The organism is Arthrobacter sp. efr-133-TYG-120 (assembly GCF_030209785.1).
GTDB lineage: Bacteria > Actinomycetota > Actinomycetes > Actinomycetales > Micrococcaceae > Arthrobacter.
In genome coordinates, this window is the sequence record NZ_JARVRI010000032.1 from 1 (window position 1) to 18,825 (window position 18,825).

19 protein-coding genes, 1 tRNA gene and 1 other RNA gene are annotated in these 18,825 nt (G+C 63.4%); 15 read left to right on the forward strand and 6 right to left on the reverse strand.

What is annotated here, in order from left to right:
* Positions 1-468 precede the first annotated feature (468 nt).
* From QRN51_RS17785 to QRN51_RS17815, 7 genes are all read left to right on the forward strand, one after another.
* Complete coding sequence (locus QRN51_RS17785; protein ID WP_059387755.1) at positions 469-891, forward strand: DUF3052 domain-containing protein; 423 nt, start codon at positions 469-471, stop codon at positions 889-891.
* Positions 888-1,391, forward strand: a complete 504-nt coding sequence (locus tag QRN51_RS17790; RefSeq protein ID WP_370872095.1) for a peroxiredoxin — start codon at positions 888-890, stop codon at positions 1,389-1,391. Before QRN51_RS17785 ends, QRN51_RS17790 begins: the two co-directional genes overlap by 4 nt.
* Positions 1,392-1,396: 5 nt before the next feature.
* Entirely contained in the window at positions 1,397-2,329 is a 933-nt protein-coding gene (locus QRN51_RS17795) for a Sir2 family NAD-dependent protein deacetylase (protein ID WP_284991162.1), read from the forward strand.
* Between the two features lie 81 nt (positions 2,330-2,410).
* Positions 2,411-2,486 (forward strand) — tRNA-Val (locus QRN51_RS17800).
* Between the two features lie 114 nt (positions 2,487-2,600).
* Positions 2,601-3,128, forward strand: a complete 528-nt coding sequence (locus QRN51_RS17805) for a methyltransferase family protein (RefSeq protein ID WP_284991163.1) — start codon at positions 2,601-2,603, stop codon at positions 3,126-3,128.
* 289 nt (positions 3,129-3,417) lie between these two features.
* Complete coding sequence (locus QRN51_RS17810; protein WP_284991164.1) at positions 3,418-4,215, forward strand: IclR family transcriptional regulator; 798 nt, start codon at positions 3,418-3,420, stop codon at positions 4,213-4,215.
* Positions 4,216-4,405: 190 nt separating this feature from the next.
* Positions 4,406-5,722: an MFS transporter gene (locus QRN51_RS17815; protein WP_172465496.1), complete on the forward strand. Its 1,317-nt coding sequence runs from the start codon at positions 4,406-4,408 to the stop codon at positions 5,720-5,722.
* 175 nt (positions 5,723-5,897) lie between these two features.
* On the opposite strand, the gene QRN51_RS17820 is transcribed toward QRN51_RS17815, so the two are convergent.
* Positions 5,898-6,965 carry a D-2-hydroxyacid dehydrogenase gene (locus QRN51_RS17820; RefSeq protein ID WP_059387759.1) on the reverse strand — a complete coding sequence of 356 codons (1,068 nt, stop codon included), beginning with the start codon at positions 6,963-6,965 and terminating at the stop codon, positions 5,898-5,900.
* A gap of 71 nt (positions 6,966-7,036) precedes the next feature.
* Here QRN51_RS17820 and QRN51_RS17825 point away from each other — a divergent pair, with 71 nt between their 5' ends.
* Genes QRN51_RS17825 through QRN51_RS17835 form a run of 3 tightly spaced genes read left to right on the forward strand, consistent with a single transcriptional unit; the run spans position 7,037 to position 9,791 of the window.
* Positions 7,037-7,966 (forward strand): NAD(P)-dependent oxidoreductase, encoded by a 930-nt coding sequence (locus QRN51_RS17825; RefSeq protein WP_284991223.1) that lies wholly within the window; start codon positions 7,037-7,039, stop codon positions 7,964-7,966.
* Entirely contained in the window at positions 7,963-8,733 is a 771-nt protein-coding gene (locus QRN51_RS17830) for an SDR family oxidoreductase (RefSeq protein ID WP_284751975.1), read from the forward strand. Before QRN51_RS17825 ends, QRN51_RS17830 begins: the two co-directional genes overlap by 4 nt.
* On the forward strand, positions 8,733-9,791 hold the full coding sequence (locus QRN51_RS17835; RefSeq protein ID WP_284991165.1) for an L-idonate 5-dehydrogenase: 1,059 nt from the start codon (positions 8,733-8,735) through the stop codon (positions 9,789-9,791). Before QRN51_RS17830 ends, QRN51_RS17835 begins: the two co-directional genes overlap by 1 nt.
* 40 nt (positions 9,792-9,831) lie before the next feature.
* On the opposite strand, the gene QRN51_RS17840 is transcribed toward QRN51_RS17835, so the two are convergent.
* Entirely contained in the window at positions 9,832-10,560 is a 729-nt protein-coding gene (locus QRN51_RS17840) for a FadR/GntR family transcriptional regulator (RefSeq protein WP_284991166.1), read from the reverse strand.
* Between the two features lie 233 nt (positions 10,561-10,793).
* Here QRN51_RS17840 and gnd point away from each other — a divergent pair, with 233 nt between their 5' ends.
* Together gnd and QRN51_RS17850 are read left to right on the forward strand one after the other, a co-directional pair.
* On the forward strand, positions 10,794-12,230 hold the full coding sequence (gnd, locus tag QRN51_RS17845) for an NADP-dependent phosphogluconate dehydrogenase (RefSeq protein WP_284991168.1): 1,437 nt from the start codon (positions 10,794-10,796) through the stop codon (positions 12,228-12,230).
* Between the two features lie 170 nt (positions 12,231-12,400).
* Positions 12,401-13,234 carry an oxidoreductase gene (locus QRN51_RS17850; protein ID WP_284991170.1) on the forward strand — a complete coding sequence of 278 codons (834 nt, stop codon included), beginning with the start codon at positions 12,401-12,403 and terminating at the stop codon, positions 13,232-13,234.
* Here the strand turns inward: QRN51_RS17850 and epsC are convergent.
* The 3 genes from epsC to msrA all read right to left on the reverse strand — a co-directional run bounded on the left by epsC (position 13,231) and on the right by msrA (position 15,401).
* Entirely contained in the window at positions 13,231-13,815 is a 585-nt protein-coding gene (gene epsC / locus QRN51_RS17855) for a serine O-acetyltransferase EpsC (protein ID WP_059387763.1), read from the reverse strand. The two genes, QRN51_RS17850 and epsC, sit on opposite strands and share 4 nt — an antisense overlap.
* Before the next feature lie 50 nt (positions 13,816-13,865).
* Entirely contained in the window at positions 13,866-14,801 is a 936-nt protein-coding gene (cysK, locus tag QRN51_RS17860) for a cysteine synthase A (RefSeq protein ID WP_059387764.1), read from the reverse strand.
* Between the two features lie 75 nt (positions 14,802-14,876).
* On the reverse strand, positions 14,877-15,401 hold the full coding sequence (gene msrA, locus QRN51_RS17865; protein WP_059387765.1) for a peptide-methionine (S)-S-oxide reductase MsrA: 525 nt from the start codon (positions 15,399-15,401) through the stop codon (positions 14,877-14,879).
* A 146-nt stretch (positions 15,402-15,547) separates the two neighbouring features.
* Here msrA and QRN51_RS17870 point away from each other — a divergent pair, with 146 nt between their 5' ends.
* Positions 15,548-16,459, forward strand: a complete 912-nt coding sequence (locus tag QRN51_RS17870) for a Nif3-like dinuclear metal center hexameric protein (protein ID WP_284991172.1) — start codon at positions 15,548-15,550, stop codon at positions 16,457-16,459.
* Positions 16,460-16,569: 110 nt separating this feature from the next.
* Positions 16,570-17,307: a zinc ribbon domain-containing protein gene (locus QRN51_RS17875; RefSeq protein ID WP_284991174.1), complete on the forward strand. Its 738-nt coding sequence runs from the start codon at positions 16,570-16,572 to the stop codon at positions 17,305-17,307.
* Positions 17,308-17,378: 71 nt separating this feature from the next.
* On the opposite strand, the gene QRN51_RS17880 is transcribed toward QRN51_RS17875, so the two are convergent.
* A complete protein-coding gene (locus tag QRN51_RS17880) occupies positions 17,379-18,143 on the reverse strand; it encodes a YaaA family protein (RefSeq protein WP_284991175.1) in 765 nt (254 codons plus the stop codon).
* 113 nt (positions 18,144-18,256) lie between these two features.
* Here QRN51_RS17880 and rnpB point away from each other — a divergent pair.
* An RNA gene (gene rnpB, locus QRN51_RS17885) (RNase P RNA component class A) lies at positions 18,257-18,647 on the forward strand.
* Positions 18,648-18,825 lie beyond the last annotated feature (178 nt).

The following is an 18,825-nucleotide window of genomic DNA, read 5'->3' on the forward strand; positions in this document are numbered from 1 at the left end:
AACCCGCTAAGGATGTGTGAGGTCTCTTCTCCTGCAGCCACGTCCAACCTCTCTTTTGGCGCATTCATCGTCGCCTCAGGTCCGGCAGGGTAACTGCCCGTCATGAACGCGGCGTGTGCGACATATCGGTTACAACAGCCCGGTCATGTGCGCCGGGCAGGTTCTCTTGAGCTCAAGCTGCGCTATTCGCGGCGGGCGGTTGCCCTGCAGCCAAAGTCTTCAATGGCCACTGTAGCTTTGTACGAGCCGCGATGCGTAGCCGCGCGGTCGTGAAGGCGTTGTATGTCACACTCAAGCTGTTACATCGCAGGCAGTTGCAGCCGCAGTCATGGCTGTAGCCCCGATCCTGGCCATGGCTTAAGCCGCGGCTGGGGCGCGGATAATGGTGGAACGCGGGACAATGGCTTGAAGCACACGCCCAAAGGGTGTTGGCTTGTAGTAATCGAAATCACTTCAAGAGGAGGAAACGTGAGCGAGGCCGACGCCGCCACATCGGTAAATGTGGCGGAAAGATTGGGTTTCAAAGATGGGGATCTAATTCAGGAACTCGGTTACGACGATGATGTCGATTTCGATTTGCGTGATGACATTGAGGAACTCACGGGTTCCGAGCTGCTTGACGAAGACGATCACGAGGTAGTGGATGCGGTCATTTTCTGGTGGCGCGATGGTGATGGAGACCTTGTCGACGCACTAGTTGATTCATTGACCACCTTGGGTGAAGGCGGTGTTGTCTGGGTGCTGACCCCCAAGTCGGGTCGCGACAACTACGTCTCGCCCTCGGATATTCAGGACGCTGCTCCTACGGCCGGCTTGCACTGCACTACCTCCGCAGGCGTCTCCAAGGACTGGAGCGCAACACGGCTTGTAGCGCGCAAGAAGAACAAGTGACACACACGAAGTTGAACCCTTCCGGGCTGCGTCCGGGAGTTCCCGTTGTGGGCCAGGAAGCCCCGGACTTTGAGCTCGTGAACCAGTTCGGGGAGCCGGTCCGCTTGTCCGGGCTTCGCGGCCGGAACGTGGTGGTGGTGTTTTATCCCTTCGCCTTCTCTGGAATCTGCACCGGGGAGCTGTGCGAGATCCGCGACAATCTGGGTATTTTCCAACATGCGAACGCCACGGTCCTCGGGGTGTCGGTGGACAGCAAGTTCGCTTTGCGGGCTTATGCGGAAAAGGAAGGCTACGAGTTCGATCTCTTGGCAGACTTCTGGCCGCACGGGGAAGTAGCCGAGAAGTATGGCGTGTTTGATCCAGCTACCGGCATGTCGTTGAGGGGCACTTTCATCATCGATGCCGCGGGGATCATCCGTTACGTCGTCGTCAATCCGCGCGGGCAGGCACGCGACCTGGCGGAATACCGCGAGGCATTGTCCGCACTTGGCCAGGCCTAACGGCGATGAGCGCCCAACGGCCCGGCGTCGGAATGACTGGCTTCGCCATACTTCCGCCGGCCTCAACGGTTGAGTTGGATGCGGACGAGGTGGACGTTCTCCGCCGAGCCGCCGGGGTTCTCGGTGGCAAGCGGCTTGCTGTCTTGACCGGAGCCGGACTGAGCACGGACTCCGGAATCCCTGACTACCGCGGCCCTGGAGCCGCGCCGCGGAATCCCATGACCTACCAGGAATTCATCGGAAGCCCGGCCAACCGGCGCCGGTACTGGGCGAGGAACCACCTCGGATGGTCGCACCTCCGGCATGCGGACCCCAATGCCGGGCACGCCGCCGTCGCCCTCCTTGAGCGGCGCGGGCTGATGACGGGGCTCATCACGCAGAACGTGGACCGCCTGCACGAGGACGCCGGCAGCATCAACGTGGTGGACCTGCACGGCCGCTACGATCGCGTGATCTGCCTTGATGAGGGGCACGTGTTCACCCGGCGGCTCGTGGCATCGATTCTGGAGGAAATCAATCCCGGTTTCCTCGAAGCCGCCCAGGCTTCCGGCGTCGTGGAAATGGCACCGGACGCCGATGCCTCGGTGGAGGATCCCGAACTCATCCGTTCCTTCGTCGTTGCTGTTTGTCCCGTGTGCGGGGGGACGCTCAAGCCCGACTTCGTGTACTTCGGTGAAAATGTGCCCAAGGGCCGGGTCCAGCGTGCCTATTCCATGGTTGACGAAGCCGGGGCGTTGCTCGTGGCGGGTTCTTCGTTGACTGTCATGAGCGGGCTGAGGTTCGTGCGGCATGCAGCCAAACTCGGCAAGCCGGTAGTGATCATCAACCGTGGACCGACCCGCGGTGACGGTTTCGCGGACCTCAAAGTGGAAGTAGGAGTCAGTGGCGCGTTGGCCTGGCTTGCCGCTGAGCTTCCCGATCTGCTGCCATCCAAGTAGTCGATTAGTGTTCCGGGCGATTGATCCGGTAGAGTACATGTTCGTTGGTTGAAGCGCCGAGGGTGCCGAAATCAGTGTTTTGGGTCTTTAGCTCAGCTGGTAGAGCGCCACGTTTACACCGTGGATGTCATCGGTTCGATCCCGGTAGGACCCACCAAGAAGAAGAGCCCCTGAACTGCGGAAACGCAGCTCAGGGGCTCTTTTCTTTTTATTCCAGGGCCCTAGGTCCCCGATGGTTGTGGCCAGTCGTTTGCCGGTTCAGAATGGCAGCATGACAGCGTCCGGAGATGCAGCGCGCGACAAGAGGCTGGCGAAAATCGGTACGGCGGTGTTCGCCGTCGCTCCGGCTACCGCGGCCGGTCTGTTGCCATGGTTTGTGACCCGCTGGAGGGTGCAACAGCCTGTGCCGGGCGGACTGGCGGCCCAGTGCACAGGTGTTCTGCTGATCGGCGCCGGTGCGGCGGTGATCACGAATTCTTTCGCGCGGTTCGCCCTTGAAGGATTGGGAACGCCTGCGCCCTTTGCACCACCGAAGAACCTTGTGGTCAGTGGTTTCTACAGGTTCGTGCGGAATCCCATCTACGTGGGCATTGGCGCCGCGATCGTCGGGCAGGGCCTCGTGCTGGGACAGCCAAAGCTGTTCGGCCTCGCGGCCTTGGGCGCAGTTCCCGTGGTGGCTTTCGTCAGGTTGTATGAGGAGCCCACCCTGGCCCGCAAGTTCGGCGCCGAGTATGAGGACTACCGTGCCAACGTCCCCCGCTGGCTGCCACGGCTCACTCCTTGGCAGCAGCCAGGCTAGCGTCGGCTCGGATTCGGTGCCGGGAATTGGAAAAGCTCTCCACCGCGACTATTGGGGGATGCCGCGGTGGAGAGCTCATAGATGAATATACAGAGAATTTCTGGATATGGAAAGGAAGCCATCCCCCCGTCCGGCGCGTCTCATCCCAGCACCAAGCCACTATGATGGTGGTTGTTCAGTGGATTGAACAAGCGTTGTGCCTCGGACCGGAGTTCCGCTGCCCCAGGGTGGCGTTTCTACCTGGCACGCGCCCACTCTGCGCCAGACGCACGAACCGCGAAGGAGAATCATGGCCGATTCCCGCACCCCCCGTTCCGCCGAAGGCTTGGGGAGCTCCTCGCCGGCGCCTGCCGTGACCCGCGCTGCTGCGGTCCTTGATGCCTTGGCGGAGGCCCCTTCAGGCAGGCTGACACTCAGTGACCTTGCAAGGGAACTCGGGATTCCGAAGTCTTCCACGTCAAACCTGCTGCTCGCTCTTGAGGAAGCCCGGCTGATTACCCGCGAAGGTGCCGATTTTTCACTTGGCCGGAAACTGGTTGAACTTGGCGCCGCCTACCTTAGCCGGCTCGACGAAGTCCAGGAGTTCTACAAGTTCTGTGAACAGGCGCCGACGCTCTCCGGCGAAACCGTGCGGATCGCGATGATCGACGGCGATCACATCATCTACCTGGCCCGCTACGAAGGGCACCCCGCCGTCCGGCTCACGTCGAACATCGGCGACAAAATGCCGCTTTCCCTCAGCGCCGTCGGGAAGGTCCTCCTGGCCCAGCTTCACGACCATGACATCGAGGCGATGTTCCCGGACGACGTGGAACTGCCTGTCATGACCCCGAAGTCCCTCCGGAGTGCCGCCGAGCTCAAGGCCCAGGTTGTCGCGATCCGCAAGCAGGGCTACGCCCTGGAGGATGAGGAATCCACACTAGGCGTGGTTTGCCTCGCCGTGCCCGTCCCCACCCACGGGGCGCATGGCCCCAGCCTCGGTCTCTCGGTGACAGCCCTGAAGGCCACTTTTTCCGAGGAACAGGCTGCCCTCATGGTGAAGGAACTCAAGGAGCTCGCCCACTCGCTGGGCAACCCGATGGGATAGATCTGGCCGCCCCGACGGGGTCATAAATAAATCTGATTACACCACTTGAAACTTGTACAACGTGCTGTACTCTGTTCAATATAGTGATTCACGCCATGGCGGCTGACGCTATCTCGCCAGGCCAACGGGGGTCTGGAGTGTTCTTGAGGGAGTGCTTGTGACAACTCGTACTAAGACAAAGCTTGCTGATATGGACGGCGCAGTAGTTGAGCCGGAACAGCTGCGAAGGGCAACGCTTGCCAGCTCGGTAGGATCCGCCCTGGAGTACTACGACTTCTACATTTATGGTCTGGCTTCGGCCCTGATCTTCGGACCTCTGTTCTTCAAGCCCTTGGGTGAAAGCGGCGCATTGATCGCGTCTTTCGCTACCTATGGCGTTGGATTCGCTGCGCGGCCCTTCGGTGGCATTTTCTTCGGATTCATCGGAGACCGCTTTGGCCGCAAGGTGGTCCTCCTGATGACCATCGGCATGATGGGCCTTGCCAGCTTCGCGATCGGCTTGCTGCCGACGTTCGACCAGGCGGGCATGCTCGGAGCTGTCCTGCTGGTGACACTCCGTATTGTCCAGGGCCTGGGAGCAGGAGCCGAACAGGCTGGCGCAACCACGCTGATCTCCGAGGTTGCACCCCCTAAGCGCCGCGGCTACTTCGCTTCGCTGCCGTTCGTGGGCATCCAACTTGGAACCCTCCTCGGCGCCGGCACCTTTGCGCTCATTGGCATGGCCAATAAGGGCGTGCTCGAAGGTTGGTTGTGGCGCGTGCCCTTCCTCGCGAGCATCATCCTGATCGTCGTGGCAATCTTCATCCGTCTGAAGCTGAAGGAAACCCCGGTGTTCCAGGAGCTTGAGAAGCACAAGAACGTGGTGAAGAACCCCGTTGGTGAGCTCTGGAAGCACTCCAAAAAGAATGTGCTCGTAGGCATCGGCCTCCGCATGGGTGAGAACGGCAACTCCTCGATCTACTCTGCATTGCTCATCTCCTTCATGTCCGTCAAGGAAGGTGTCTTCCCTGGCGACAAGTTCATCGGCCCGGTCGGCTTGCTGATCGCCGCCGGATTCGCCGCCGTCATGGTGGTCACCTTCGGCGCCTTGTCTGACCGTATTGGTCGAGTCAAGGTCTACCGCTATGGGGCACTGTTCCAGGCGATCTTCGCTATTCCCGCGTTCTACTTGGTGACCCTCGGAAACGTGACCCTCGTGTGGGCCGTCATGGTTGTCGGGATCGCCCTTGGCGTGCAGTCAATGCTTGGCCCGCAGTGCCCGCTGCTGCCTGAGCTCTTCGGCTCGCAGTACCGTTTCACCGGTGTGGCATTGAGCCGCGAACTGTCTGCTGTCCTGGCCGGCGGACTCGTGCCCCTGGTTGGCGTCGCGCTCCTTGCTGCGACGGGCAACTCCTGGGTGGTCCTGGCGGTTTACTCGCTGGTCCTCGCGCTGATTTCATACATCACCACGTTCTTCACACCGGAAACAGCCGGCCGTGACCTTCTCTCCCTGGAGGATGCGAAGTAAGGAGTCCCGTACCACGAGGTACGCAAGCAGCGACGGTCCCCTCCTAAGTGCGGAGGGGACCGTCGCTTTTTCGTGCCCCACCCCCGGCAAACCCCCGGCAAACCCGCCCCATACAGCAAAGCGGCCCCTCCGGAAACCGGAGGGGCCGCCACGATGGCGCTGGGAAGCCGGCGGTTTAGTAGAAGTGCACCGTGTCCACAAGGTGGGGGAGTTCCCCGCCGTCGAGGAACGTACGCAGGTTGCTGGCGAAGCGTTCGGCGATGAGGCGGTTCTCCGCGGCACTGAGTGCCGAGGTGTGCGGCGAGACCATGACCTTCGGGTGGTTCCACAGCGGGCTGTCCTGGGGGAGGGGCTCGACCGCGAAAACGTCCAGGCAGGCGTAGGACACTTGGCCGGTGTCCAAGGCTTCGAGGAGCGCGTCTTCGTCAACCACGGTTCCGCGGCCAACGTTGACGAAGACCGCGCCAGGCTTCATCGCCGAGAAGACCTCGTGGTTGAAGAGTTTCTCAGTGTAGGGAGTGCCCGGGAGGGTGTTGACAACGGCGTCGGCCGTGGCAAGGAGTCCGGCCAGGCCATCGTTGTCCGCGACCTCGTCGATTCCGTCGATCGCTTCGACGTTCCGCTTGGTTCCGCTCACCTTCATTCCAAGGGCGCGGGCGATGCGGGCGGTCTCGAGGCCGATTTCGCCGAGACCCGTGATGACCAGCTTGGAGCCGTTCACAAGTTTGGTGGGGGTGCGCAACTCGGGCCAGACCTTGGCAGCCTGGTCCTGTGCAAGTTCCCCGCTGCGCTTGAAGCCGTTGAGGATGCCCAGGGCTGCGAACTCGGCCAGCGGAAGGGCATGGACGCCTGCCGACGTGGTGACCTTGAACTTCTGCAGGGTCTCGCTGTCAAGCCCCGAGGCCTTCACGGCGCCACCGGCACCTGCGGCCATGGCGTGGATCCACTGCAGGTGCGGGTTGCTCTGTGCGATGCGGGCCAGGCCGGCCGGATTCTCGTTGGGGAAGCCGTACAGGATCTGGGCCTTGTTCAACATGGACCAGTAGCGTTCCTCTTGTTCGGGAGTCCGCTTGAAGTCCGGATCGCCCGAGTGGTCGGCCGGGAAGCGTTCCGGAGGAAGAAGCTCGGGTTCGTAGAGCACCGTGATGCTCGGATCTACTGCGCGGATACGCTCCACATGCTCGGCTTCGAGCGGGACTGCGATCGCGATGGTGAGTTCATCAGTCGTCATGGTGTTCATCATACTGAATTGAGGCTAGGATATTGAACAGTTTTTGAAAGATGAACCACAAAGAAGTGAGGTGTATGCGAAAGATGACCGCCAAGACCGCAGGTTTTGTGGGACTCGGGCTGATGGGCTTCCCCATGGCAGCCAATCTGCTCGGCAACGGCTGGGAAGTGACTGCGTGGAACCGTTCCGCCGAAGCGCTCGCCGAGTTGGAGAAGCTCGGCGGAAATCGTTCGGAGTCGGTTGCCGGACTCCGGGACCAGCCCGTCATCATTTTCATGCTTCCGGATCTCTCCTACATCCTGGATGCCGCCGCGCCGTTGCTCGAGTCCTGGCGCTCGGACGCGCCGCTTCCGGGGACCACGATCATCATCATGAGCAGCGTGTCTCCGGCCGCCGTGCAGGAATTCGGCCGGACGGTCCATAGCGCAAGCGGCGGGAACGCCGTCGTCGTCGATGCACCGGTCAGCGGGGGCACCAAAGGTGCGCAGGACGGCACGCTGGCCATCATGGTGGGAGCCGGCGAAGAAGACTTCCAGCGATCGCTTCCCGTGCTCCAATCCATGGGCGCCACGGTCCGCCGCATGGGCAACTTGGGTGCCGGATCGCTGGCAAAGGCATGCAACCAACTGATTGTCGGGACTACGACGGCGGCCCTCGCGGAAGCCGCTGAACTCGCCGAGCGCTCGGGCATGGACGTCGAAACCCTGTTCGAGGTGCTTTCCGGAGGACTCGCCGGAAGCCGGGTCCTGGAGATTGTCGGACCCCGGCTGGCGGCCAAGGATTACGCGCCCACCGGTCCCGCGAAGTTCATGCACAAGGACCTCAAGTTCGTGCTCGAAAGCGCCGAAGCGGCCGGTGCCGCTGTCCCCATGGCGGCTGCCGGCGTCGAACTCTACCGCGAACTGATTGATCAGGGCCTTGGCGACCAGGACCTCGCCGTCGTCCGCCAGGCCATCGCGAACCTTAGTGACTCTTCCGTTAGCCCTTTGAACTACGTAAGGAAACAACCATGAGTGGACTCTTTGATCTCACCGGGCGCGTTGCGCTCGTGACCGGATCCAGCCGCGGCATCGGCAACGCGCTGGCCCGCGGATTGGCCGACGCCGGTGCCACCGTTGTCCTCAACGGCATCAACACGGAACGGCTCAAGGACGCGGAAGCCGCCATGGCGGCGGATTTCGGGCCCGGCCGGATCCACAGTTGTGCGTTCGACGTCACCAGCGATACTGAAGCGGCCCGGGGCATCGCCTGGGTCGAGGAGAACGTCGGCCCCCTCGATATCCTCGTCAACAACGCCGGTATCCAGCACCGGGTTCCGATGCTGGACCTGGATGTGAAGGACTGGGAGCGGGTCATCACCACCGACCTCACGAGCGCCTTCCTCGTAGGGCGCGAAGCCGCCCGTCACATGATCCCTAGGGGCCACGGCAAGATCATCAACATCTGCTCCGTGCAGACTGACCTGGCACGCCCCACGATCGCCCCCTATGTCGCCGCGAAGGGCGGGCTGCGCAATCTGACGCGCGCCATGACCGCGGAATGGGCGGCCTCCGGCCTTCAGATCAACGGCATCGCCCCCGGTTACATCCACACCGAGATGACCCAGAACCTCGTGGACGATCCCGACTTCAACTCCTGGATCCTCGGCCGGACGCCGGCCCACCGGTGGGGCACCGTGGCGGATCTCGCCGGTCCGGCAGTCTGGCTTGCCTCCGAGGCGTCGAACTTCGTCAACGGCCAGACGATCTTCGTTGACGGCGGAATGACGGTGGTCGTCTAATGAGCGCTTTCCAGCTTCCGCAGTCTTCACCCGCGGTCGTGGCCCACGCGGCCGGCGACCTTCGCATCGAGGACATAGCCCTCGTTGTTCCCGCCCCGGACCAGGCCGTTGTCGAGATCGCCTATGGGGGCATCTGTGGCTCGGACCTGCACTACTGGCTCCATGGCGCGGCGGGGGAATCGATCCTCAAGGCTCCGATGGTGCTCGGTCACGAAATCGTCGGGACCGTTGTCCAGCAGGCCGCGGACGGCAGCGGCCCGGCAGCCGGAACGCCCGTCGCCGTCCACCCCGCGACGCCGGCCCCGGGTGCCGCCAAGTATCCGGAAGACCGGCCCAACCTCTCCCCGGGCTGCACCTACCTTGGGAGCGCGGCGCGGTACCCGCACACGGACGGCGCCTTCAGCCGTTACGCCACGCTGCCGTCCCGCATGCTCCGGGCCCTCCCGGCCACGCTGGACTTGCGCACGGCGGCGCTGGTGGAACCGGCCAGTGTCGCCTGGCACGCCGTCGCCCGCGCAGGGGACGTTGCCGGGAAGACGGCGCTGGTGATCGGAAGCGGTCCGATCGGCGCGCTGGCAGTTGCCGTCCTCAAGCGCGCGGGGGCAGCCCGGATCGTGGCCGTCGACATGCACGACAAGCCTCTTGAGATCGCGCGCGCAGTGGGCGCCGACGAGGTCCTCAAGGGTGACGACGCCGAGGCGATCGCCGCGGTGGAAGCCGACGTCGTCATCGAGTCTTCCGGCAGCCACTTCGGACTGGCATCGGCCATCAAGGGCGCAGTACGCGGCGGGAAAGTGGTTATGGTCGGGCTGCTGCCCTCGGGGCCGCAGCCGGTCTTCATTTCGCTGGCCATCACCCGCGAGCTCGAACTGCTGGGCTCCTTCCGTTTCAACAACGAGATCGACGAGGTCATTGCCGCCCTCGCGGACGGTTCGCTCTACGTGGACCCGGTGGTGACGCACGAATTCACGCTGGACCGTGGATTGGAGGCCTTCGAGGTGGCCAAGAACTCGGCCGAATCGGGGAAGGTCCTGCTGAACTTCCAGCCTATGGCATAGGCTCTCAGCCGATGAGTCGGGCGGCGCGGGCGTTCAGCCGTCAGCGCCGCTCGACTGGAACAAATACCCGTGGCTGGCGTTCCCAGTCTGGTGACAGGTCCGCGATGGTCTCCCGCATGATGTTGGAGGCGGCCTCGCGGGCCTTGTCGCCGTCTCGGTCCCGGATGCCTTGGGCTACATCCAGATGCCATTGCAGGGCCGCTTCCTTCGGATGTTCCGGCATGAGGCCGTGAACGGTCCGGCCGGTGAGTGTCTCTGTGACCTGCCCGATCAGGTTCGCGAACATTTCATTGCCGGAGCCGGAGAGCACCAGGGCATGAAAGCGGATGTCGAGGTCCAGGAACGTGGGCATGTCGCCCGCGCGGCCTGCTTCGCGCATCGCCAGGGAAATGTCCACCAGTTCGCTGCGCAGGGACTCCGGTGCGTTTTCCGCGGCCAGTTCCGCCGCTACGGGCTCGACGGCGGAGCGGAGTTCGGCGAGGGAGCGCAACTGGGCGCCGCGGCCTTCTCCGGCCAGCCGCCAACGGATGACCAGCGGATCGAAGGGATTCCAGCGGTGCGCGGGGAGGACACGGATGCCAACACGCTTGATGGTTTCCACCAGTCCCAAAGACTGCAGCACCCTGACAGCCTCACGCACCACCGACCGCGACACTTTGAGCTCGTCCTCAAGGTGTTCAGCCAACATGACGTGACCGGTAGGGAGCTTACCGCCGACGATCCGGGTACCCAGATGCTCGACAGCGCGGTAGTGGAGACTGGTTGACATAGTCGTAAGCATAGTGGCGTTGATGGTTCCGCCACTGGAAGCCCGAGCGACGGTGAACTCCCCACAGCACGAGCTCGCAACATAGACTCTTTTGTGACGCGGACGTTTCCAAAACGTGGGCGCAACTTTCCCAGACGTGGTCCGAATACGTATGGTTTATTCCAGCTACTGCTCTAGAAAGCGTTTCCTCGCTCCTAGCAGGACTCGATGCACAAGAATGAATTGGAGTTTTGATGTCAGCACACATCGGTGTCACCGGCCTCGCGGTGATGGGCGCCAATCTGGCCCGCAACCTGGCCCGCAACGGCTTCACCGTTGCCCTCCACAACCGCTCCGTCGAAAAGACCGACGCCCTGCTGGCCAAGCATGGCACGGACGGCGACTTCATCCGCACGGAAACCCTCCAGGAACTCGTGGACTCCCTCGAGAAGCCCCGCCGCGTCCTGATCATGGTGAAGGCCGGCAAGCCGGTTGACGCCGTCATCGACCAGCTCGTTCCCTTGCTCGAGCCCGGCGATATCGTGATCGACGCCGGCAACTCGCACTACGAGGACACCCGCCGCCGCGAATCCGCGCTGGCCGAGAAGGACCTGCACTTCGTGGGCGTCGGTGTTTCCGGCGGCGAAGAGGGCGCCCTGAACGGCCCCTCCATCATGCCCGGTGGTTCGAAGGAGTCCTACGACGCTTTGGGCCCGCTGCTCGAAAAGATCTCCGCCAAGGTTGACGGCCAGCCCTGCTGCGCCTGGATCGGCACCGACGGCGCCGGCCACTTCGTCAAGATGGTCCACAACGGCATCGAATACGCCGACATGCAGGTTATCGGCGAAGCCTTCGATCTCCTGCGCTCCGGCGCCGGCATCGAGCCGGCCGAGCAGTCCAAGATCTTCGCCGAATGGAACAAGGGCGAACTTGCTTCCTTCCTGATCGAGATCTCCGCAGAGGTCCTCGGGCACGTCGACGCCAAGACGGGCAAGCCGTTCGTCGACGTCGTCGTGGACGCTGCCGGCCAGAAGGGCACCGGCCGCTGGACGGTCATCTCCGCCCTCGAGCTCGGCTCCCCGGTTTCGGGCATCGCCGAGTCCGTCTTCGCGCGTGCCCTCTCTTCCCAGGCAGAACAGCGCAAGCTTGGCCAGGAGCTGCTCGCCGGCGAGGAAATCGCCGTCGAGGTCCCCGAGAACTTCGTCGAGGACGTGCGCCAGGCGCTGTACGCCTCCAAGCTGGTTTCCTACGCCCAGGGCCTGGACATGCTGACCTCCGCCGCAAAGGAATACGGCTGGGACCTCAAGCTCGATGAAATCGCCTCCCTGTGGCGCGGCGGCTGCATCATCCGGGCCGAGCTGCTCAAGGAGATCACCAACGCCTACGCTGCCGTGGAGAAGCCGGCCAACCTGCTGTTCGCTCCGGCCTTCACCAAGGCGATCGCCGGCGCGCTGCCGGCATGGCGCCGCGTGGTGGCAACGGCTGTCCAGCTGGGCATCCCGGTTCCGGTGTTCTCCTCCTCGCTGGCCTACTACGACGGACTTCGCCGCAAGCGCCTCGCTGCAGCAGTCATTCAGGGACAGCGCGACCTCTTCGGAGCGCACACCTACGGCCGCGTTGACGCCGAGGGTACCTTCCACACCCTGTGGGGCGAAGACAAGTCCGAGATCTCGGCAGTCGACACCCACTAGCGATTGGGGCAGGCCCTTTCGTGTCGACTCCAAGCCACGTAGGTAAAGACTGACCCTGCTGCCCCACTCGGTTCATGACAAAGGCCGGCACTTCCGCGTTACTGTGGAGGCGCCGGCCTTTGCCGTAGGCGGGTCGTGCGCATTCAACCCCGTCACACGAGGAGCAGTCCATGCCGCAACGCGTCGCATTTGTCACAGGTGCGTCAACCGGAATCGGTTTTGAAGCCGCCGTCGAGCTCAGCAAGGCGGGAATGGTCGTGTACGCGGGCGCTCGGCGGGTCGAAAAGATGGAACCGCTCAAAGCCCACGGAATCAAGGTGTTGTCCCTGGATGTCACCGAGGATGACTCGATGAAGGCCGCCGTGGATCTTGTCCTGGCAGAGCAGGGACGGATCGACGTACTGGTCAACAACGCCGGATACGGGTCCTATGGTTCCTTGGAAGAGGTGCCGCTGGATGAGGGCCGGCGCCAGTTCGAGGTCAACGTCTTCGGCCTCGCCCGGATGTCCCAGCTGGTGATTCCCGTGATGCGTGCTGCGGCTTCCGGCAGGATCATCAATGTGTCCTCGATCGGCGGCAAAATGTATGAACCCCTTGGCGCCTGGTACCACGCAACAAAATTCGCCGTCGAGGGCCTCAGCGACTCCCTGCGCCTTGAACTAAAGCCCCATGGCATCGACGTGGCAATCATTGAGCCCGCGGGCACGGACACGGAATGGGGAACCATCGCGGGGGAGAGCCTGCTGACTGTCTCGGGACACGGACCGTATCGCGGGCAGGCCGGGATCGTTGCGGCTGCTTTGGCGTCGACGTCGGGAACTGCGCTTTCGACGCGCCCGCGTATCGTGGCCCGCGCTATCGTGCACGCGGCAACGTCGGGAAGGCCCAGGACCCGATACCCGGTGGGCAGGGGAGCCTGGACCATTCTGGCCTTGCGGAGGGTGCTTCCCGACCGGGCCTTCGACACCGTTTTCTGGAACGCCTACAAACGTTTTTCCGGCTAGATCCGGTATTCGATGTAGTACTCGGCGGGGTCGACGGCGGGTTTCGTTTCGCTCTTGGCATCACGGTGCCGCCACGTTGCGGGCACACCGGTGATGATCGACTCAGGCGGTGCGTCCTTGACCACGACGGCGTTGGCGCCGATGGCACTGTCCGCGCCGATGGTGATGGGACCAAGGACCTTGGCCCCGGCTCCGATGGTGACGCGGTCTCCGATGGTGGGGTGGCGCTTGACCTTGGCCAAGGAACGGCCACCCAGCGTCACGCCGTGGTAGATCATGACGTCTTCGCCGATCTCGGCCGTCTCACCGATCACCACACCCATGCCATGGTCAATGAAGAACCTGCGGCCGATGGTAGCGCCGGGGTGGATCTCGATCCCGGTCAGGAACCGGGCAAGCTGGGAAATGAGCCGCGCCGGGAAGCGTAGCTCGGGGTTTTGCCACAATTTGTGCGTCAGGCGATGCGCCCAGATGGCATGCAGGCCGGAGTAGGCAAAAAAGTTCTCAAAGGAGCCTCGGGCCGCCGGGTCATGTGACCGGGCGGCCTCGAGGTCCTCCATAAGTCTTGCGAAGAAGCTCACAAAGACCTTTCTACAGGAAATGAAAGAAAGCGGTTGCGCGGGGTCCGCAATCAGCCGCGAATATCGTCAAAAAGCACGGTGGAGATGTAACGTTCGCCGAAGTCGGGAACGATTGCCACGATGAGCTTGTCCTTGTTCTCCGGACGCTTCGCGAGCTCCAGCGCACCCCAGACAGCCGCGCCGGCCGAGATGCCGCCCAGGATGCCTTCCTTGGTGCCGAGGGCGCGTGCGGTGGCCACGGAGTCCTCAAGGGTTGCGTCGAGGACCTCGTCGTAGACGTTGGTGTCAAGGATTTCCGGAATGAAGTTCGCGCCGAGACCCTGGATCTTGTGCGGGCCCGGGGCGCCGCCGTTCAGGATGGGGGAGTCTTTGGGCTCAACGGCCACGATCTGGATTTCGGGCTTGCGCTCCTTCAGGACCTGTCCGACGCCGGTGATGGTGCCGCCGGTGCCGACGCCGCCGACGAAGATGTCCACTCCGCCTTCGGTGTCCGCCCAGATTTCCTCGGCCGTGGTGGCGCGGTGGATTGCCGGGTTTGCCTCGTTGGCGAACTGCTGGGCCCAGATGGAGTTCTCCGTGTTAGCGACGATCTCCTGTGCCTTCTCGACGGCGCCGCGCATGCCTTCAGAGCCGGGGGTCAGCACAATCTCCGCACCGTAGGCGCGCAGCATGACGCGGCGCTCGGTGGACATGGTTTCCGGCATCGTCAGGATGACCTTGTAACCGCGTGCCGCACCGACCAGGGCCAGCGCGATGCCGGTGTTGCCCGACGTTCCTTCGACGATGGTGCCGCCCGGCTTCAGCGCACCGGACTTCTCGGCGGCGTCGACAATCGCCACGCCGATACGGTCTTTGACGCTGTTGGCGGGGTTGTAGAACTCCAGCTTCACGGCAACCGTGGCGTCCAAGCCTTCGGTGAGCCTGTTCAAGCGGACCAGGGGGGTTCCGCCGATCAGCTGGGTGACGTCGTCGTAGATCCGTGCCATGTAATCATGCCTATTCTCTGAATTCGCTGAAATAGCTACTGCTGAGGTCAGCCTAACGAGCGGTGCTACACGCTGCTACGCGCGGAGCCACGAAGAGTAATATTTCCGGGCCTTGGCGAGCTTCGGGTTGATGATGACCTGGCAATAACCTTGCTCGGGGAACTTGGCGTAGTAGTCCTGGTGGATGGACTCGGCTTCGTAGAATTCCGGCAGCCTGCTCACCTCGGTCACAATCGGCTTGGACCACAGTTCCTGGTTCCGGAGGATGGCTTCCTCGAAGAGGATCTTTTCTTCAGTGGTGGTGTAGAACATCGAGGAACGGTACTGGGTTCCGACGTCGTAGCCCTGGCGGTTGAGCGTGGTGGGATCGTGCAAGGCGAAGAACATGTCGAGGATGATGTCCGCCGGAATGATGTCCTCGTCGAAAGTCACTGCGACGACCTCTGCGTGACCCGTCATGCCGGAGCAGACGTCGTAATAGTCAGGGTTGCGGATGTGCCCGCCCGTGTAGCCGGAAACCACGGAACTGACGCCCTTGGTCTTCTGATAGACAGCGTCGAGGCACCAGAAGCAGCCTCCGCCAAGTACAAAAGTTTTCATGATCTCTTCAATGGCCGGGAGTCCTGGATGATTCCCGCACAACCTTACGGGAGTGTGACGGAGCAGATCCCGCCGGTGACAACAATCTCAAACAGTCCGATGGCCGCAAGCGCGACTTGGCCGCCGGATGCGCAAGAATGTAATGCATGGAAGCTGTGAACACCGCGGTTGCAGATACGGGATCCGGGGAAGAATCGGAGAACGGTGCAGCCGGGACGCCAGGTACCCCCACGCTCGGTCAGGTCCTCTTGGCAGTGGAGGAGCTCTGGCCGGAATCGCTTGCCGAGGAATGGGACGAGGTAGGACTGGTTGTCGGACGGCCAACCGCTACCGTCACGAAGGTCATGTTCGCCGTGGATCCGACCCTCGCCGCCATTGAAGAGGCCATTGAATGGGGCGCCGAGCTCCTCGTTACGCACCATCCGTTGCTGCTCAAGGGCGTCACCTCCGTTGCTGCCACGAGCGCCAAGGGCCTCGCCGTCCATCGGCTCATTGAGTCCGGTACCGGGCTGCTGACCGTGCACACCAACGGGGACTCCGCCGTCGGTGGCGTTTCCGATGTCCTCGCCGACGCGTTCGGGCTGGACAACGTTGTCCCGCTGGCGCCTGCGGCCCACGGCCTGCCGGAAGAGGGGATCGGCCGGGTCGGCGACTTGCCCGAACTCATGACCCTGGGAGACTTTGCCGCGCGGGTGTTCGAGATCCTGCCTTCGGTGGCCGGCGGCGTGCGGGTCGCCGGGGACAAGGACGGGCTGGTGCGCCGTGTGGCCGTTTGCGGCGGCGCCGGAGACAGCCTCTTCGACGCCGTCCGGGCCAGCCAGGCGGACATCTACGTCACCGCGGATATGCGGCACCACCCGGCGTCCGAGGCGCGCGAAGCTGCCGTTGACGGGAGGCCGTACCTTGTTGACGTATCGCATTTCGCGAGCGAGTGGCTCTGGTTGCCCGCCGCGGCCGAAGCGCTCGGCAACGTGCTCGCGGACCAGGGCCACGACGTCGAGATCCGTGTGGCAACCACCAACAGCGATCCGTGGGACTTCATTCTGACTCCCGGCTAGGCCTGGCGGGCGAGGCAGGGGAGCGCCCTAGGCGATAGAGTCGAGACAAACAGGCCCAAGGCCTGGCTGGGGCTGAATACCAACCCCGGCACGATCAAGCGGAGGTAAGCGTGGCCAAGGCAGCACCGGCGGAACAGTTGAAATTGCTCGAACTGCAGGGGTTGGATGCGAAGCTCAAATCCTTGGCGAACCGCCGCCGCACGTTGGAGACAGACCCCCGCATCACTGATCTTCAGGACGCCCTCAGTGTGGCCAACGGCGCGCTTGGAACCGCGAAACTTGCCGTCCACGACGCCGAAACAGAGCTGCGCAGGTCAGAGGCCGACGTCGAGCAAGTGGCGAGCCGCATTGCACGGGACGAAGCCAGGTTGAACAGCGGCACCGGACTTTCCAAGGACCTCGTCGCGCTGCAAAGCGACATCGCATCACTGAACAAGCGCCGTTCGGACCTTGAGGATGTCGAGCTGGAAATCCTCGAACGCCTGGACGGACTCAGGGAGCGCCAAGCGGCGCAACAGCAGATCGTCGATGATATCCAGGGGTCCTTCTCCGGGATCCGTGCCGAGCTGGACGCCGCGATCGCCGAGATTGTTTCCGAAGAGACGGATGTACGCGCCCAGAGGACCGGCTTCGCCGAAGGGCTCGACGCCGGGATGCTGGCCATCTACGAAAAGACCCTTGCCAAGCGCGGTGTGGGGGCCGCCCGGCTTTTCCACGGCAAGTCCGAAGGCTCGGGAATGACGCTCAGCCCCGGCGACCTCGCCGAGGTCAAGGCCGCGGCCGAGGACGAGATCGTGTTCTGCCCCGACTCCGGCTGCATCCTGGTGCGCTCCGCCGAGTGGAACTAACCGCCTGTTCCCCACCCAACTAGCTCGCAGTTAATGTCGTTATGAGGCGTCAAAACGACATCTAGTGCTAGTTAGTTGGGGAGGATGATGCTGAGGGTGTGCGGCTTGCGGGCGGTGCCTTCCGTCAACTCCGCCGTCCAGATTTCCGAGGCTGCCTTGAGGAGTTGTTCGGGCGTCCCCGGCGCCTTTCCTCGGCGGCTCAGCAAGTGCCGGGCCAGTTCGCCGCGTGTGTGCTTGGCGAAGTGGCTGACGACGGTGCGTTTGCCATTGGACTCGGAAAAGACGTTGACGGAGACCGTCTGCGCCGCGGGCGGAGCCCAAGCCGCCGCGTAGGTGCTGGAGCGGCAGTCCACCAGCAGCTCGCCCTCCACCAGCGAGGCGAGGGCCTCGGTGAGCTGCGGCTTCCAGAACGACGCGAGGCGCCCGACGTCGGGCAGTGCCGTTCCCATGGACAAGCGGTAGGCGGGCACGCGGTCGCCGAAACCGATGGCGCCCCACAGGGCGGACACCACAAGGATCGACTCCACCGCCTTGCGGCGCTGTGCCGGCGTCAGGGTCTTGTAGCCAAGCGCGTCGTAGAGGACACCGGAATACACCTGATGGGCAGGGGCGGCGGGTTCGGCGTGGAGCCGGGTATTGCGTTCGACGTCGTCCCTCAAGGACGCGCCCACCCCCAGCAAGGCGAGGGCGTCCTCGTGCGCGCTGACCAGGCCCAGCGCGTCGAGCACTTTGGCCCGGTAGCTGTTGAGTTCCGGAAAGCTCAGGGACTCCCATTCGACGGCGGAGCCCTTCTCAGCGGGGGTCTTGCCTTCGGAGGGCGGCAGCAGAATCAGCACCAGTCGATATTAGCTGTATTGCCAGTAATACGGGCGCCAGCTGCCTAGCGGTACCTTCCGGCAGTGCCGTCCGGAAATGCGCAGGGCCCGACGCCGGTAGACTGTAGGGCGGATGGGTTGACTAGGCGGCCGCGCGCCACGTGAGTGGCTCGAGGAACGTCCGGGCTCCACAGGGCAGGGTGGTGGGTAACGCCCACTCGGGGTAACCCGCAGGCCAGTGCCACAGAGAACAGACCGCCCGCGTCTGCTTGTGCCAGCACAGGCAGGCAGCAGGTAAGGGTGAAACGGTGGTGTAAGAGACCACCAGCTCCCTGGGTGACCAGGGAGGCTAGGTAAACCCCACCCGGAGCAAGGCCAGACAGGGCACGATCGAGGGCTGCTCGCCCGAGTGTCCGGGTAGGCCGCTGGAGGGCGTCGGCAACGGCGTTCGTAGATGGATGGTCGCCACTCCTTCGCCGGCAACGGCAGGGAGGACAGAACCCGGCGTATCGGTCAACCCATCCCTTCGCCTATGTGAGTGATTTCACGCGTTCCGGCGGCCAAGTCGTCCCGTGCCAGACCTTAGAATGGACAGTGAACGTAGAAGTTCCACCGCCGGTTCTGCGTTCGCAGCCGGCGGTTTTTCTTTGCAGCGTTCAAGGTGTCCGGGCAGACCGAAGTCCCGCCGATGCCAGTGCCGCAG